Genomic DNA, 14,208 nt, shown 5'->3' with positions numbered 1-14,208 from the left:
ATGCGAAGGGGCCGCCTGGTCTCCGGAAGGGAGAGCAGACGGCCCCAGGTGTCTTGCTGAGGGGTCAGCCGATGCGGGTCGTGCCGCCGGCGTTGCCGGTGCCGCTAGGGGCGGGCACCGGGAGGGTGAACGGCGTCAGGAACGACTGGACGCCCGCCTGGCGCTGCGTGCCGGGAAGACCGTAGGTGTCCACGTACTTGTCGTTCGGCGTGCTGGTGGCCCAGTGGTACTGCGAGCCGTGGAAGAGCGCGGCGTAGTAGCCGTCGCCGTACGCGCGGACCTTCTTGCTGAAGCGGCCCTTGCGGTCGGTCTTGGCCCAGGCCAGGTGGTACCAGGTCTTCTTGCCCTTGTAGCGGAAGATGATCCGGACGTTCTGGCCGCTGTACCCCACGTACTTCTTGGACGTGGGCGAGTAGCGGACGAGAGAACCCTTGGCCGTCACGTACTTGAGCTTGCGGACCTTGCCGGGCGACACCGAGATCTTCGACATCTTGGTGGTCCAGCGCCAGGTCTTGACCGACTTGCCGGTGGCCGGCATCGCGTCCGCGGTCCCGGCGAAGCGGAACCGCCAGTAGCTCGACTGGTTGACGGTGAACTGCGCGTTGACCCAGCCGTCCACGCCTGCGCGCAGCGTCTTGTGCGTCCACCAGCTACGGCCGTTCCAAGAACGCTCGAGCAGGATCTGCTTGCCGCGGAAGTCGCGGTAGACACGATCGGTCTGGGCCGCGCCGGAGGCCTTCACGAGCCCGTACGGGTCCATGCTGACCTTGACGTCGTGGAAGAACGTGCGCGGCCGGACGATGACACCGTTCACCAGCTGGGCGGTGGTCGGGTCGAACCACGGCTCGGTGATGGTGGCCTCGGCGTTGACCGCGCTGCCGCAGGTCAGCGAGGTGCTCTTCGCGTAGCGGCCGTCCTTGTCCGTGGTGGCCGTGGCCGCGGGGACGTTCGCTCCGCACTCGCTGTCGTTGAACTCGATGCGGACGTCGGCACCGGCCAGCGGCTTCCAGCCGCCCGTCGTCTCGGCCGACTCGTACTCGACCACACCGCTCAGGGTGAACGGGGCGCCCACGTCCGGCCTGGGCTTGTCCGTGGCGAGGGTCATCCGGGTCTTGGACTTCACGGCCTTGATCGCCAGCGGCCCGGCCTGCCCGGCCTCCAGCTCCTCGGTCGCGGCGGTCTGGGCCGTGACCTGGCCGTCGACGCCGGTCGAGCTGTACTTGGCGGTGAACTTGCCCTCGGCGTCGGTCACCGGGTCGTCGATGGCCGGCTGGCCGGTCGCGGTGAGATCGACCTTCAGGCCCGCCACCGGCTTGTTCTCCGCGCCCGCGGTCACCAGACCGGTGATCGTCGCGTCGCGGTGGTCGGCGTCGACGGTGGTCCGGTCGGCGCTCAGCGTGATGGTCACCTTTTCGGCGGCCAGGGCGGGAGGCGCGGCGATCGCGGCGGACGCGAGGGTGAACGCGCCGGCGATGGCCAGGGTGGTACGTCTCAAGGAGTGTCACCTCAGGAAGATGTCGCATCGCGAAGAGATCATTCGCGTGAAGGGGAGACGCGCGGTTCGCCCGGCAGGTTGACCGCTATGAGATGCGATATCCAGGTTGAGACTGTTCTGTGATCTATCAGGCCTCGGCCAGGAGGGCGGCGGCCTGGTCGCGCGCCTCCTGGAGCCAGGCGGCCCGTTCGGCGCCGGTCGAGTCGGTGACCGTGCGGAAGACCACGCGCCTGACGTCGGTGACGCCCACGTACGGCAGCACGCAGGCCGCCCAGATCCGCTGCAGCGGATCGCCGAACTCATCGCGCTCGCGGTCGGCGGGCGTGTCGGAGGTGTTGAGCACGAGGGCACGGCCGGCGCGCAGCAGCCCGGCGGGCTCGCCGTCGGCGGTGCCGAGCTTGTACGCGACGCCCGGGGCGAGCACGCGCTGCACCCAGCCGGTGAGGATCGCGGGCGGCATGCCCCACCAGTTCGGGTGGACGAAGACGAGCGCGTCCAGGTCGGCGAGCTCCGCCTGGTAGCGAGTCACGAGGTCGTCGGCGGAAGGGGCGGCCGCGCCGACCGTGCCGGTCTCCACCCCGGTGAGCGCCGGGTCGAAGCCCTCGGCGTACAGGTCATGCGCGATGACCCCCGCCCCGCGCGTGCGCAGCTCGTCGATCACGGCGTCGGCCAGCGCGCCGTTGAAGCTGTCCGGCCGGGGATGGGCCAGGTAGACGGCGATGCGCATCGGCGAGCTCCGGGTTCGGTGGGAAATGTCGAGCTTGATCACGCTAGCGCGCGACCCCGGGGACCAGCGCCCAGCCTCATGCCGCCGTCGGCGGGCTTGGGCGTGGCGGCGGGCGGCAGAAGCAGCCTGCCGATCAGCACTCCGCGCAGCGTTCGCGTCGCGGTCACCGCCCAGGCGACCAGCAGGAGGACGTAGAGGCCGGCCGCGATCGCCGTCATCGCACCCAGATCCAGGCGCCGGGCGAGGGCGGAGGCGCCAGTGACACACGTGCCGAGCGGAAAGGTGTACGCCCACCAGGTCATCGCGAACGGCATTCCGCTGCGGAGAGCCCGTATGGACGTGGCCACGGCGATGGCCAGCCACAGAAGCGCGAAGCCGATCACAGGGACTCCGTAGAGGACGGCGAACGCGGCCATGGCGTCCGCGTACTGGGGCGCGGCGGCCGGTGCGGCGTCGGCGAGCTGGTTGACCGCGGTGACCGACTGCCCGAGCGGCCCGAGGACCAGGAACAGCGTGGGCACGAGAGTGATCGGGAACGAGCGGTCGTACACCAGCCGCGCCCAGACCCCCGGCAAGAGGATCAGCGTCGCCAGCAGGCTCCCGCCGAACATCGCGTAGCACGCGAACACCATCAGCGAACGCGGCTCGCCCGCCGGCAGGTGGGGGATCAGCGCCGGACCGAGCGCGGCGGCCACCATCGGCGCCACCACCGGCAGCAGCCAGGTGGGAGCCGCGCCGTCCCGGCCGACCGCATGCCTGGTGATCATCAGATAGGGGATGCCGAACGCGACGGCCAGGGCGTAGAGCGTCCCCGCCGTCCACAAGACCGCGTCCGTCCACACCGCGGCCGTGGTCCCGATGACATCGCGTCCGAGCACGAGCGTGCCGTATCCGACCGCGAGCAGCGCCATCGGCGGACACCCGTAGAAGACGGCGGTGGCCGGGTCGTCGAGAAGCTGGGCCCGAGCCTCGTCACGGTGCCGGACGAGGTGCGCGGTGCGGGCGGCCGCGACGACGACCAGGAGGCTGAACGACATCATCCAAACGACGACCGCGAACGCGTGGAGGCCGGGCACCCGGACCGGCAGCGCGTTGGCCCCACTGGCGACGATCGCCGTCCCCATCACGCACGCGTACCAGTTCGGCCCGAGATGCCGGAACGCCTCCAACGAAACCCATGCTGAGGCAGACCTCTCGCCGTCCGCAGTCAAGGACGCGGACGCCGTGAAAGACACATCAGCGACGGAAACCGCAGCCGGGGCCACCACTCCCTTGGACGCGGCAGTGCTGGACGCGGCGGTGCTGGACGCGGCATCCCTGGATGCTGCAGCCGCAGACGTTCCACCCACGGATGTTGTGGCACTGGGTGGGACGGGCGTGCGGGGCGGGGGAGCGGGGACCGTCGAGGGCATACCTCGACTCTCCCGGCGCCGCAGCGGCATCAGTAGAGGTCATTGCCCTATGGGTGCATAAGCTCAACTTATGGCTCTGCCTAGACTGCCAACATGACCCTGTCGCGTCGCGTTCCGGAGCTGAGCGCTCTGGAGCTGCTGCTGGCCGTCGTGCGGCTGGGCAGCCTGGGGCGTGCGGCGGACGAGCTGGGCATCACCCAGCCGGCGGCCAGCGGCCGGATCAAGTCGATGGAACGGCAGCTCGGCGTGAGCCTGCTGGAGCGTTCACCGCGCGGCTCGCGGCCCACCAAAGCGGGCTCTCTGGTGGCCGAGTGGGCCCAGCAGGTGATGGACGCCGCGCACGCCCTCGACGCCGGGGTCGAGGCTCTCCGAGAGCATCGCGACAGCCGCCTGCGGGTGGCCGCGAGCATGACGATCGCCGAGTACCTGGTGCCGGGCTGGTTGCTGGCCCTGCGCCAGGCGCTCCCGGAGACCGCCGTCACGCTTCGCGCCGCCAACTCCGCGGCCGTGGCGGAGCAGGTCCTGGCCGGTGAGGCCGATCTGGGCTTCGTCGAGGGCGCGAACATCCCCGAGGGGCTCGGCGGCTCCGTTCTGACCACGGATCGGCTCCTCGTCGTGGTCTCCCCCGCCCATCCGTGGGCCCGTCGCCGTCGAGGTGTCGCCGCCACCGAACTCGCCGCCACTCCGCTGCTGCTGCGCGAGGAAGGTTCCGGAACGCGCGAGGTGATCGATCGCGCGCTCGGCCCGTACGGCGGCACCGCCCCGCCGCTCCTCCAGCTCGGCTCGACCACCGCGCTCAAGGCGGCCGCCGTCTCCGGCGCGGGCCCGGCGGCCGTCAGCGAACTCGCCGTCGCGGAGGAACTGAGCGACGGTCGTTTGATCGCCGTGCCGGTACCGGAGCTCGACCTGAGCCGTCCCCTGCGCGCCGTCTGGCCGTCCGGGCAGCGCCCCACCGGCCCCGCGCGCGACCTGCTCGCATTGTCGCGCCGCCCACGCCGCTGAATCCCGCCCGCGGTCCAGATATCCAGATGGCACGCTCAGTTAAGCCCGGACGTACCGCCGGCCACCCGCTGTATTCGCCGGTTGGCCGTTGGTTTATTTCGTCTTGTGGCAACTCGGGTTATTACTCGACGCAAAGTCGGTGCCGTCTTACAATGCGAGACGTGAGCGCCGATCGTGCGAGGATCTGCAATGGTCGCCACGCGGGTCTCTGAGGCAGACGGCTTCGGAAACAATCGCCGGTTCGTTCACCAGGCGTTCCTGTACGACTCAGACGAATTGTTCGCCGAACGGGCGAGTGCCTTCCTGCGTGACGGTCTGGCCTGCAGTGAGCCGGGGTTCGTCGTCGTCACCCCGTACAACATCGCACTGCTCAAACATGCCCTGCGCGATTCACGCGACATCGTCTACGTGAACTCGGCGGACTGGTACATCTCGCCTGGCCGAACGCTCAGCGCCTACCTTCGCCGCGTTCGCGAACACACCGGTCCTGGCCGGATCCGAGTCATCGGTGAGCCGATGTGGGCGGGCCGTACGCCATCTCAGATCCTCGCCTGGCAGCGCTACGAGTCGGTCATCAATCTGACGCTGGCAGAGAGCCCCGCCTGGATCCTGTGTCCGTACGACACCCGCGTCCTCCCCCGTGAAGTCGTCGAGGGCGCCCGGCGCACCCATCCCGAGGTCATCGATGCTCAGCGCACCATCCCAAGCAGCGCCTACATCGAGCCCGCCGCGTTCTCCGCCGAGTGCGACCAGCGGCCCCTGCCGCCGGCCCGCCCGCCGGTCATGACCTACCGCATCAGCCGTCCCGAGCTGCGGCGAACGCGTCGGCTGGTGACGCTGGCCGCGCTCGACCACGGCCTGATCGGTGATCGGCTCGACGATCTCGTCGCCGCCGTCCAGGAGATCGCGACGAACGTGGTCGAACACGGCGGCGGCCACGGGTCGGCGAACGTCTGGCTCGACGGGAACGACGTCGTCTGCGACGTGATCGACAGCGGATCGGCGTGGAACTACCACCTCATCGGCCACCGTCCACCCCCTCCCGACTCGACCAGCGGCCTCGGAGTGTGGATCGCGCGCCGCCTCTGCGATCAGGTGGAGATCCGCAGCGGCCCGCACGGCTCCATGGTCCGCCTCCGCATGGGCCTTCCAGATCGGTGATCCGCCCTGGGCGCGTGGTGATACCTCTGGTCCGCATGGACCCCGACCCCGCTGATCTGACCGCCCTCCAGGCAGCCTTCGACATGGACTCCCGCCAAGCGCCGCTGGGGTGGAAAGCCGTGCGCGCCTTCGAGGCGGAGCACGGAATCGTCCTGCCCGAGCCGTATCGAACCTTCGTTGCGGAAATCTGCGACGGCTATGCCCCAGGACCGCCGTTCTACGGACTTCTGCCTTTGGCGGAGGAGCCTGATTACTGGGGAGATGACCGCCCCGAGCGGACGCTGGCCGAACCGTTCCCGCTGACCACGGCGTGGCTGTGGGAGGGAGACGAAGACGACCCGCGGTCAGCGGAGGAACTCGACGCGGCGCTCGGCCAGGTCTTCGATCATGGTTCGATCGTTCTGGGTACCGACGGCTGCGGCATGGACTGGCATCTCATCGTCACCGGGCGGCACCGCGGACATGTCTGGAACATCAGCGGCGAGGGCGCCGCGCCCTTCGGTACCGAGTTCGGATACACGACGGGCTCCCCCGGATTCGCCGGATGGGTAGCGCACTGGGCCGCCGGCAAGCCCTGGTTCGACGTCACATGAAGCCGGCCAGAGGCCTTCAGCGCTCCACAGTGCGCAACGGCTGTCGTGGCCGTTCAGCTGAAGACGTCGGCGGTGGCTTCCGCCGTGACCGCGCGTTTAATCCAGTCCCGAAGCTGCGCGACGTCGGAGCACGAGGTGATGCGCTCGCGCTCCGCAGCACTCACTTCCATGCCGCGGGCGTTCAGAACGGTCAACAGGGATTGCTGCGCTTCCGACACCTTGCCGCGGCTTTGTTGTTCTTTAGCCCACGGGCTGGTCGCAGGCCAGGGAGTGGATTTCATGATCTTCTCCAGGAGGTGTCGGACCGGTGGCGTGGCCAGGCTGTAAGTGTAATCGTAGTATCGCTGAGCGTCATGATTCTTCTCTAGCCCGCTGACGAACGCCTCAGCGGCTTTCTCGTCGGGGTCATGCGCCATGATGCCCAGAACTGCCAGCTCCGGATGTGCGGCCACCTCGCTGGGGTCCGTGATCACCGGGATCTGATGTGGACCCAGGACGTGCGGCCTGCATACATAGCCGGGCAGATCGGTCTCGATCGGTTCGGTGTAGCGGGTGGCGACGGCGGCCTTGGGGCAGATCACCAGAAGGGTGACCGGGCGCTGCAGTCTCAGCCACAGCGCCGCGGCGTATCGAGGTAGCTGATCACGCTTGCGCGCGTCCCATTCCTGCTGGAATTCGATGATGATCGCGTGAACTGGGTCCTGCGGGGGGCCGAGCGCGACGACCTTGTCGGCTTGCAGGTCGGACGAGGGGCGGGTGTTGAACGTCCGATCCACCACGTGAGCCGAGACGTCGGCGGGGAGCTCGACTCCCAAGAGGTCGGTGAGGATTTCGGCGGCGAAGGCGGGGTGGTCGTCGAACAACGTTCCCAGCGCATCATGACGATTGGAGGGCATGTCGCGGAAAGTTATCATTTGTGTACGCATAGTGGTGAATCTATTGAACGGTCGGCCAGGCGACGAGCTCGAACCACACGACCTTGCCCGCCCCCTCGGTCAGGTGGACGCCGTGGTCGTGCGCCACCGTCGCGACCATGAGGAGTCCCCACCCGGATTCTCGGAGCTCACCGATCTCGTCCTGCGCGCACGGCATCTCGCGGCTCGGATCGTGCACTTCCGCCAGCAGGCGATCGCCGTCACGGATGAGCGACAGTCCAAGCTCTGTCCCGGGACGTTCGCGGCCGACGTGCACGACTCCGTTCGTCACGAGCTCCGACGTGAGCAGCTCGGCGTTGTCCATCGCCGTCGCGTCCGCCTCGTACAGTGCCAAGACGCTCCGCACCTGATGCCGCGCCACCTCGACCGCCGCCGGGCGTGCGGGCAACCGCACGCTGAGCAGGACGGATAGTTTTTCGCTGTGGCAGCGCCTTCGCTGCCCCGCACCATTCACGTCGTACACCGCCGGGCTCCCTTCGGATGATTTCCGAGGCTTCCCAGCCTGACCGCCACCGATTACCGTGGGTGCTCGGATCATTACACGACCAACAACCTTGAAGAACACCGCGCGCTCTTGAAGGTCGTTGAACTCCACCCCCGGGAGCTGACAATGACCGACCCCTACAGCCCGAAAGCCATCTGGGGCCGCGAGCTCCGCCACCTCCGCGAGGCCGCCGGTCTCACCCAGACCCAGCTTGCCGCACTGATCAACTTCGCCCCGTCGCTCATCAGCGGTATCGAGAACGGCCACGTCCCCGCCGTGCCCGAGTTCGCCGAGGCCTGCGACCAGGCCCTCAACACCGGCGGCACGCTGATTCGCGGGCTCGACTATCGCAAGTCCAAGGCGGAGCGCTACCCACCCTGGTTCGGCGAGTGGCCCATCATCGAGACGAAGGCCACGGTCCTCCGCAGCTTCCAACTGGCAGTAATCGACGGTCTGCTCCAGACCGTGGCATACGCGAGCAACTTGCTCGGGCACAACGAGGACGCTGTGGCTGGTCGAATAGAGCGGCAACATGTACTCACTCGCGAAGAGCCGCCCCCACCCAAGCTACGTTTTGTCATGGACGAAGGCGTCCTCCACCGACCAGTCGGAGACGCAAAGGTCATGTATGAGCAGCTCATCCATGTCGCCGAAGCCGTAGAGACCTCACCACGGGTCAGCGTTCAGGTCCTGCCGTACGGAGTGCATACCGGTCTCCCAGGATCTTTCGTCATCGCCTCACTTGGGGCCGGGAACGGGGAGGTAGCGTACGTGGAGACGGCCCTACGAGGCGAGATCAGCAGAAGCCCCGAAGCCCTCGAGGACCTCACCGACGTCTGGGAGTCAATTCGGACGGACGCACTCTCCGAGCGCGATTCCCTTGAGCTGATACGAAGAACGGCGGAAGAACGATGGACCTGACCGGCGCCATCTGGCGCAAGAGCAGCCGCAGCAGCTCCAACGGCGGTCAATGCATCGAAGTGGCCGCGTGGCGCAAGAGCAGTCACAGCGGGCCGAACGGCGGTGACTGCGTCGAGGTGGGCGTGTGGCAGACGAGCAGCCACAGCAGCTCCAACGGCGGTAACTGTGTTGAGGTGGCGCCGTTGGCTGGGGTTGTCGCTGTGCGCGACTCGAAGGACCCCGACGGGCCGGCGCTTGCGTTCAGCCATGAGGCTTGGCGCGCGTTCACCAGTCGGCTCAAGGACGCGGGCTAGATCAGGCCGAGTCGCCGGAGCGTCTCCTTGTCCCAGGGGAGGCCCGGCGAGTCGGTGAAGAGGGCGTGGAAGACCTTGGTGGAGCCCCATTCCACGTTGAAGAGCCGGAGATCGATCGGGCGTTCCAGTTCGTCCTGCGTGAGCGGCTTGAGACCCGCCTGCGAGACCTTGTGCACGAGCCAGCGTTCCTCGTCCGACAGGTCGGGGGTCGCCTGGGTGAGGATCGTGTCCCAGGCGTTGGAGACGCGGGCGAACGCGGCGTACGGGCCGACCAGGGAGAGCCACAGCACCCAGCGGCGGCCGCCGCGCTCTAGGCCGTACATGAAGCCGTGGTCGTCGTCGGGGTCGACGTCCTCCGCGACCTTGAAGACCGTGCCGATCTCCTCGGCGAGACGGTCGTAGGGCCGCGACTCCAGCCCGGCGGCGACCGAGCTGAAGTTCGGCTCGGTCAAGGAACCGTAGGTGTCCTCGATGCGCCGCAAGATCTCATCCACTGGTCTGACGCTTCCTACTTCGGATGCCCATGGATCGTCCCGTCGTCGTCCATGTGCACTCTGACTTTGCGCTGCGGCTGTCCCTGCGGGCTGTAGCCGGTGGTGTGGCCCGGCCCGAAGTCGTAGTCGCGCACGCGCGGCCGGTTGGGGTCCGGTGTCCCCTTGTACCACGCCTCATAGGTGTGGGAGTTGGCGAAGCTTTCGTCGCCCGCCCATGTGGACGTGGGTTTGTTCGCTCTCCTGCGGTTGTCGTACTGAGGGGTGCCACGGACGTGCCCCCTCTGCTTCTGCTGGTTGATGCCGGTCGGATGTTCTTTGGGCGCGCCGCGGGCTCCCGGCGGCGTGCTGGGCCGCGCGCCGCCTCCCGGGGCTCCCTTGCCCGGTTTGAACATGCCCATCCGGAGCGGCCGTGCGATCGGTCCCCGGCCGCCCTTCTTCCCGCCGTGGCCACCGCCGCGCCGTCCACCGCCGCGCCGTCCGGCTGTCTGGGCGGTCGGTGCGGTTGGTGCGGTGGGGGGAGTGGCGGCGTGGACCGCGCCCGGCAGGAGGAGGACGGCGGTCAGGAACGCGGCCGGGATCCGCCGTTTGAGGTCAGTCATTGAGCAGCGCATTGATGGCCTGGTCGATCAGGAGGTCGATGATGGCGCCGACGATGGTCTTGAAGATGGGGATCTCGGCGAGCGAGGCGCCGAAGGTGACCGGGGCGGTCGCGATGGCCTGGGCTATCTGGATCGCCAGCATGATCAGCTGCACGATCACCTGGATCTTGAGGGCGAGGACGATGGCGGCGGCGACCATCAGGCCCGCCGCGACCATCAGGCAGCCGTCCGCGGCTCCGGCGAGGTTCTGGGCGGCGGAGTCCTCGCCGGTCCACTCGGTGCGGAACGCGTCGAAGTCCTCGCCCTTGTTGTCGGTCCAGACCCGTTGCGCCACGGCGTCGGCCTCGGCGACCCCGGACCGCAGCGTCGAGGAGAGGCCCATCCACGTGTTGCCGAGCTCGAAGAGCTTCATCTCGTCGGCCTCGGGCCAGGTGTAGCCCAGCATGCCGAGGAGGCCGATCAGCTCGCCCGGCAGTTGCAGCCCCATCAGAGGACCTCGTTGATCTTGTTGACGTACAGCGTGTTGGTGTCTTCCATCTGCACGTAGTTGTCGGCGACCTGCCCCAGCACGTCGGCGCGGTCGGTGATCTCCGCGACGTTCGTGCTGAAGCACTCCATGGCGCCCTCGAACACCGCGGCGTGCGCCTCGCCGATGATCATCCCGATGTCGTCCCCGCCGAACGCGTCGCCGACGCCGCTCACCTCGGACTGGAACGACTGCACGGCCTCCGCCAGCCGGTCCGCTATCGCCCGGAGCGCGGAGGCCGACGAACGGACACCGTCGGCCGCGACCTCAAAGCCGCTCCCGGTCACCGGACACCTCCATCGCCGCCCTGCTGGCCCACCTGTCTCAGACGCCGCGTGCGCCGCCGGGGTTCACACAAGATCAGGGAATTGTGTCGGACACGAGCCCTACGGTGTGGCGGCATGGACGAGGACACATTGGTCGTCCCGCCGGCGTGGCGGCGGCGGTTGCATCCGCGGCGCGGCGGGACGCCGGTGGCGGTCACTCTCGACGCGGGGGCCGGGGCGGCGCTGCGGTCCAGGATCGGTGACCAGGCGAGCGAGATCGAGGAGCTGCTCGCGAACGCGCGGAGCGACCCCGGGCTGGTGGCGGCGGGGCGCCGCTATCTGGCCGGGGAGGACGACCCGCTCGGGGCCGCGGTGATCGGGCAGATCGTGATCCGGCGGGACGACTGGCGGGACGACCCGTACCCCTGGCTGGTGGACGCTTGGTGCGCGGAGCGCGGGCCTGCCTTCGCGGCGGCGGCGGTCGCAGGGATCAGCAAATGCGAACCCACCTGGCATTGGATCGAGATGGGCAAGGTGATGGAGGCGTGGGTGCGTCTCCGCGATCCCGAGGAGGTGCACGGCCATTGGTGGTCGACGCGCAGTGCCCTCCGCCGGATCAGGGCCGTGCTCGCAGGTGTGGACGACGCTGAGTACGAACGGGCCGTCGACCGTCTGGCGGAGTGCCGGGACGACTTCCGGCTGCGAAGGGTCACCGCCTACATCGTCCCCACCCGGCAGGACTGGGTGAACGAGTCGCTCGCAGAGCCGGGCCCCTTCACGTACATGTACGACTGGATGTTGTGGTGCTCTGTTCAGTCCGCTGAACAGTTGCCGGCCCTGGGGCCACTGGAGGGGACGGCCATGCAGGCCGACCTGCTGACGACGGCCGTGGAGGGTGTCGGTGTCGCCATGGCGCCTTTGCTGGCCCAGGCCTATGACTCCTTTTACAGGGCCGCCGGGAGACGGCACGCCGCTGAGCTTCTCGCGATCCTTCCCAGCGATGAGGCCTTTCAGGCGCTCATCGATCGCGCCGACAAGGATCGGGTGCGCCCGGCGCTGGCCGCCGCGATGAAACGTTTCCCTGACCGTGCGGCTCGATTGCTGCCGCCCGCCGCGGCGGGGCAGGGGAAGGCGGCCGCAGTCGTCGCCGAGTTGGTGACTCCGCGAGCCGCCTCAGCCGGGGTCGCGGAGGCTTCGGCGGCCGAGATCCCCCGGCTGCTCGTCGATCCACCGTGGACGCGCGAGGTGCGCGCACGCGAGCCGGTCGTGATCAAAGGCCTGGTGGCACCGGACTTCAGCGCCGTCAACTGGGCGTCGGGTGAACGCCATGCCGGGTCGTCGGACGCTCCGGGGGAGTACTGGGCCGAGCAGATCGCCGAGTTCGAGGCGGGCAGGCTGTCGGATTGGGAAGCCGCCATCCTGCTCACGGACGGGCCCGAGGCGCTGGTCCGGCCGCTTTTCGCTCACTGGCGGCCGAACAACCTTCGCACTGTCGAATGGCGGGCCAGGCAGCTCGGGGCCCGTTACGAGCTCGACGCCGTCCCACTGCTGATCGATATCGCCGTCAGCAACCCCGGCGGCAACGGCGAGGTGCTGCTTCCGTTCCTGACCCCCGAGATCGTGACCCTGATGGCGGACTGGGCGCTCCGGCTGAAGTCGGCGCGGCACATCGCGTTCCGCTGGTTCGATCGCCACCGGCTCGCCGCCGCACCGGCGCTGATACCGGCCGCGCTCGGCCAGGCCGGGCGGCAGCGGCAGGCCGCGGAGGGGGCCCTGCTGCGCATCGCCGGCGGTGCGGGCGCCGAGCCGGTCGTGGAGGCCGCCCGTCTCCACGGCGAACGGGCCGCCGCCGCGATCGCCGATCTCATGAAGGCCGATCCGGCCGACCTTGCCCCCGTCCGGGTACCGAAGATCGCGGACTGGGCCGACCCGAAACTCCTCCCACAGGTGCTTCTGAGCAGCCGCGACCGGGCCCTGCCTGAGGCGGCGACGCGTCACCTGTTGACGATGCTGGCGCTGTCGGAGCCCGGCATGCCGTACGCGGGCGTCTCCGAGGTCCGCGCGGCCTGCGATCCGGCGTCGCTGGCGGAGTTTTCCTGGGCGGTCTTCGAGGGCTGGCAGGCGGCCGGGGCTCCGGCCAAGGACGGCTGGGCGCTCACCCAGCTCGGCGTGATCGGCGGCGACCTGGCCGTCCGGCGGCTCACGCCGTTGATCAAGGTGTGGCCGGGGCAGAGCCGCCACAAGAACGCCTCGGCCGGGCTCGACGTGCTCGCCGAGATCGGCACCGACCTCGCACTGACCCACCTGCACGGCATCGCCCAGAAGTTGAAGTTCAGGGGCCTCAGGCGGCAGGCCCAGGAGAAGATCGACCAGATCGCCGAGGAGCTCGGCCTCTCGCCGGAGGAGCTCGCCGACCGGCTCGTGCCGGATTTCGGTCTCGGCCCCGACGGCGGTCTCGTCCTGGATTACGGGCCGCGAAGCTTCACGGTCGGCTTCGACGGGTTGCTGAAGCCGTACGTCCGTGACGAGCGGGGCAAGCCGCGCCAGACGTTGCCCAAGCCCGGCACGAAGGACGATCCCGTGCTGGCACCCGCCGCGTACAAGGCGTTCGCGACGCTCAAGAAGGATGTCCGCACGGTGGCGGCCGTCCAGATCCAGCGGCTGGAGACCGCGATGATCGAACGCAGGCGGTGGACGCTCCCGGACTTCCAGCGCCTTCTCGCGTCCCATCCCCTGCTCCGCCACATCGTCCGGCGGCTGGTCTGGCTCGCCGATGACGGCACCTCGTTCCGCGTCGCCGAGGACGGCACGTTCGCCGACTCCGCCGACGACGCCTGCACGCTGCCCGCCGCCGCGTCCGTCCGCGTCGCCCATCCCCTCGACCTGCCCGACTCCCTGACCGCCTGGGCGGAGGTGTTCGCCGACTACGAGATCGCCCAGCCGTTCCCGCAACTCGGCCGCCCCGTCCTCGCCCTCACCCCGGCCGAACGCGAGAGCGGCCGCCTTGAGCGATTCGAGAACGCTCCGGTCCCACTGGGGCGGCTTCTGGAACTCGAACGGCGCGGCTGGAAGCACGGCGACCCGGCCGACGCGGGCATCGTCGTCGGCATGTCCCGGCAGTTGCCCGGTGGCGCTCTCGTCGAGATCGGCTTCGACCCCGCCGTCGCCATCGGCGGCCGCGACCCGGCCCAGAAGGTCACCCTCGCCGTATGGGTCACGGGCGAACTCGATCCGATCATCGCCTCCGAGCTCCTCGCCGAGCTCACCGCTGTGACGGGCTGACGGCGGTAACGTTCATGC

The 14,208-nt window shown here is 69.1% G+C and carries 15 protein-coding genes; 6 read left to right on the top strand and 9 right to left on the bottom strand.

Features of this window, described 5'->3' with window-relative positions; translation table 11 throughout:
- Positions 1-64: 64 nt before the first annotated feature.
- From ACGFNU_RS02720 to ACGFNU_RS02710, 3 genes are all read right to left on the bottom strand, one after another.
- On the bottom strand, positions 65-1,495 hold the full coding sequence (locus ACGFNU_RS02720) for a hypothetical protein (RefSeq protein WP_392589535.1): 1,431 nt from the start codon (positions 1,493-1,495) through the stop codon (positions 65-67).
- A 127-nt stretch (positions 1,496-1,622) separates the two neighbouring features.
- Complete coding sequence (locus ACGFNU_RS02715) at positions 1,623-2,222, bottom strand: NAD(P)H-dependent oxidoreductase (protein ID WP_392589533.1); 600 nt, start codon at positions 2,220-2,222, stop codon at positions 1,623-1,625.
- 38 nt (positions 2,223-2,260) lie between these two features.
- A complete protein-coding gene (locus ACGFNU_RS02710) occupies positions 2,261-3,391 on the bottom strand; it encodes a TDT family transporter (protein WP_392589531.1) in 1,131 nt (376 codons plus the stop codon).
- A gap of 336 nt (positions 3,392-3,727) precedes the next feature.
- Here ACGFNU_RS02710 and ACGFNU_RS02705 point away from each other — a divergent pair, with 336 nt between their 5' ends.
- The 3 genes from ACGFNU_RS02705 (at position 3,728) to ACGFNU_RS02695 (ending at position 6,390) form a co-directional block, all read left to right on the top strand.
- On the top strand, positions 3,728-4,636 hold the full coding sequence (locus ACGFNU_RS02705; RefSeq protein WP_392589529.1) for a LysR family transcriptional regulator: 909 nt from the start codon (positions 3,728-3,730) through the stop codon (positions 4,634-4,636).
- A 189-nt stretch (positions 4,637-4,825) separates the two neighbouring features.
- Complete coding sequence (locus ACGFNU_RS02700) at positions 4,826-5,797, top strand: anti-sigma factor RsbA family regulatory protein (protein ID WP_392589527.1); 972 nt, start codon at positions 4,826-4,828, stop codon at positions 5,795-5,797.
- 35 nt (positions 5,798-5,832) lie between these two features.
- A complete protein-coding gene (locus ACGFNU_RS02695) occupies positions 5,833-6,390 on the top strand; it encodes an SMI1/KNR4 family protein (protein ID WP_392589525.1) in 558 nt (185 codons plus the stop codon).
- Between the two features lie 53 nt (positions 6,391-6,443).
- Here the strand turns inward: ACGFNU_RS02695 and ACGFNU_RS02690 are convergent, their stop codons facing one another.
- A complete protein-coding gene (locus ACGFNU_RS02690; RefSeq protein WP_392589524.1) occupies positions 6,444-7,286 on the bottom strand; it encodes a hypothetical protein in 843 nt (280 codons plus the stop codon).
- Positions 7,287-7,326: 40 nt separating this feature from the next.
- Positions 7,327-7,788 carry an ATP-binding protein gene (locus tag ACGFNU_RS02685; protein WP_392589523.1) on the bottom strand — a complete coding sequence of 154 codons (462 nt, stop codon included), beginning with the start codon at positions 7,786-7,788 and terminating at the stop codon, positions 7,327-7,329.
- 111 nt (positions 7,789-7,899) lie between these two features.
- Here ACGFNU_RS02685 and ACGFNU_RS02680 point away from each other — a divergent pair, with 111 nt between their 5' ends.
- A complete protein-coding gene (locus tag ACGFNU_RS02680) occupies positions 7,900-8,730 on the top strand; it encodes a helix-turn-helix domain-containing protein (RefSeq protein WP_392589521.1) in 831 nt (276 codons plus the stop codon).
- Positions 8,721-9,023 (top strand): DUF397 domain-containing protein, encoded by a 303-nt coding sequence (locus ACGFNU_RS02675; RefSeq protein ID WP_392589519.1) that lies wholly within the window; start codon positions 8,721-8,723, stop codon positions 9,021-9,023. Before ACGFNU_RS02680 ends, ACGFNU_RS02675 begins: the two co-directional genes overlap by 10 nt.
- Here ACGFNU_RS02675 and ACGFNU_RS02670 read toward each other — a convergent pair.
- The 4 genes from ACGFNU_RS02670 to ACGFNU_RS02655 are packed head-to-tail and all read right to left on the bottom strand — an operon-like array spanning position 9,020 to position 10,929.
- Positions 9,020-9,517 (bottom strand): hypothetical protein, encoded by a 498-nt coding sequence (locus tag ACGFNU_RS02670; RefSeq protein WP_392589517.1) that lies wholly within the window; start codon positions 9,515-9,517, stop codon positions 9,020-9,022. The two genes, ACGFNU_RS02675 and ACGFNU_RS02670, sit on opposite strands and share 4 nt — an antisense overlap.
- A gap of 14 nt (positions 9,518-9,531) precedes the next feature.
- On the bottom strand, positions 9,532-10,116 hold the full coding sequence (locus tag ACGFNU_RS02665; RefSeq protein WP_392589515.1) for a hypothetical protein: 585 nt from the start codon (positions 10,114-10,116) through the stop codon (positions 9,532-9,534).
- Positions 10,109-10,603 (bottom strand): hypothetical protein, encoded by a 495-nt coding sequence (locus tag ACGFNU_RS02660; RefSeq protein WP_392589513.1) that lies wholly within the window; start codon positions 10,601-10,603, stop codon positions 10,109-10,111. Before ACGFNU_RS02660 ends, ACGFNU_RS02665 begins: the two co-directional genes overlap by 8 nt.
- Positions 10,603-10,929, bottom strand: coding sequence for a hypothetical protein (locus ACGFNU_RS02655; protein ID WP_392589512.1), 327 nt, complete (start codon positions 10,927-10,929; stop codon positions 10,603-10,605). The genes ACGFNU_RS02660 and ACGFNU_RS02655 overlap by 1 nt, the downstream gene beginning before the upstream one ends.
- A 114-nt stretch (positions 10,930-11,043) precedes the next feature.
- Here ACGFNU_RS02655 and ACGFNU_RS02650 point away from each other — a divergent pair, with 114 nt between their 5' ends.
- On the top strand, positions 11,044-14,190 hold the full coding sequence (locus ACGFNU_RS02650; RefSeq protein WP_392589510.1) for a DUF4132 domain-containing protein: 3,147 nt from the start codon (positions 11,044-11,046) through the stop codon (positions 14,188-14,190).
- Positions 14,191-14,208: the final 18 nt, after the last annotated feature.

The organism is Spirillospora sp. NPDC048911 (assembly GCF_043198015.1).
Classification (GTDB): Bacteria; Actinomycetota; Actinomycetes; order Streptosporangiales; family Streptosporangiaceae; genus Spirillospora.
Note: the sequence above shows the minus strand (reverse complement) of the source record. Positions and strands in the feature narration are given on the sequence as shown.

What these genes read in the sequence shown, in the direction of transcription:
- ACGFNU_RS02650 (WP_392589510.1), top strand. Translation starts at nt 11,044, where the DNA reads ATGGACGAGGACACATTGGTCGTCCCGCCGGCGTGGCGGCGGCGGTTG.
- ACGFNU_RS02665 (WP_392589515.1), bottom strand. Translation starts at nt 10,116, where the DNA reads ATGACTGACCTCAAACGGCGGATCCCGGCCGCGTTCCTGACCGCCGTC.
- ACGFNU_RS02705 (WP_392589529.1), top strand. Translation starts at nt 3,728, where the DNA reads ATGACCCTGTCGCGTCGCGTTCCGGAGCTGAGCGCTCTGGAGCTGCTG.
- ACGFNU_RS02715 (WP_392589533.1), bottom strand. Translation starts at nt 2,222, where the DNA reads ATGCGCATCGCCGTCTACCTGGCCCATCCCCGGCCGGACAGCTTCAAC.
- ACGFNU_RS02695 (WP_392589525.1), top strand. Translation starts at nt 5,833, where the DNA reads ATGGACCCCGACCCCGCTGATCTGACCGCCCTCCAGGCAGCCTTCGAC.
- ACGFNU_RS02690 (WP_392589524.1), bottom strand. Translation starts at nt 7,286, where the DNA reads ATGCCCTCCAATCGTCATGATGCGCTGGGAACGTTGTTCGACGACCAC.
- ACGFNU_RS02660 (WP_392589513.1), bottom strand. Translation starts at nt 10,603, where the DNA reads ATGGGGCTGCAACTGCCGGGCGAGCTGATCGGCCTCCTCGGCATGCTG.
- ACGFNU_RS02675 (WP_392589519.1), top strand. Translation starts at nt 8,721, where the DNA reads ATGGACCTGACCGGCGCCATCTGGCGCAAGAGCAGCCGCAGCAGCTCC.
- ACGFNU_RS02700 (WP_392589527.1), top strand. Translation starts at nt 4,826, where the DNA reads ATGGTCGCCACGCGGGTCTCTGAGGCAGACGGCTTCGGAAACAATCGC.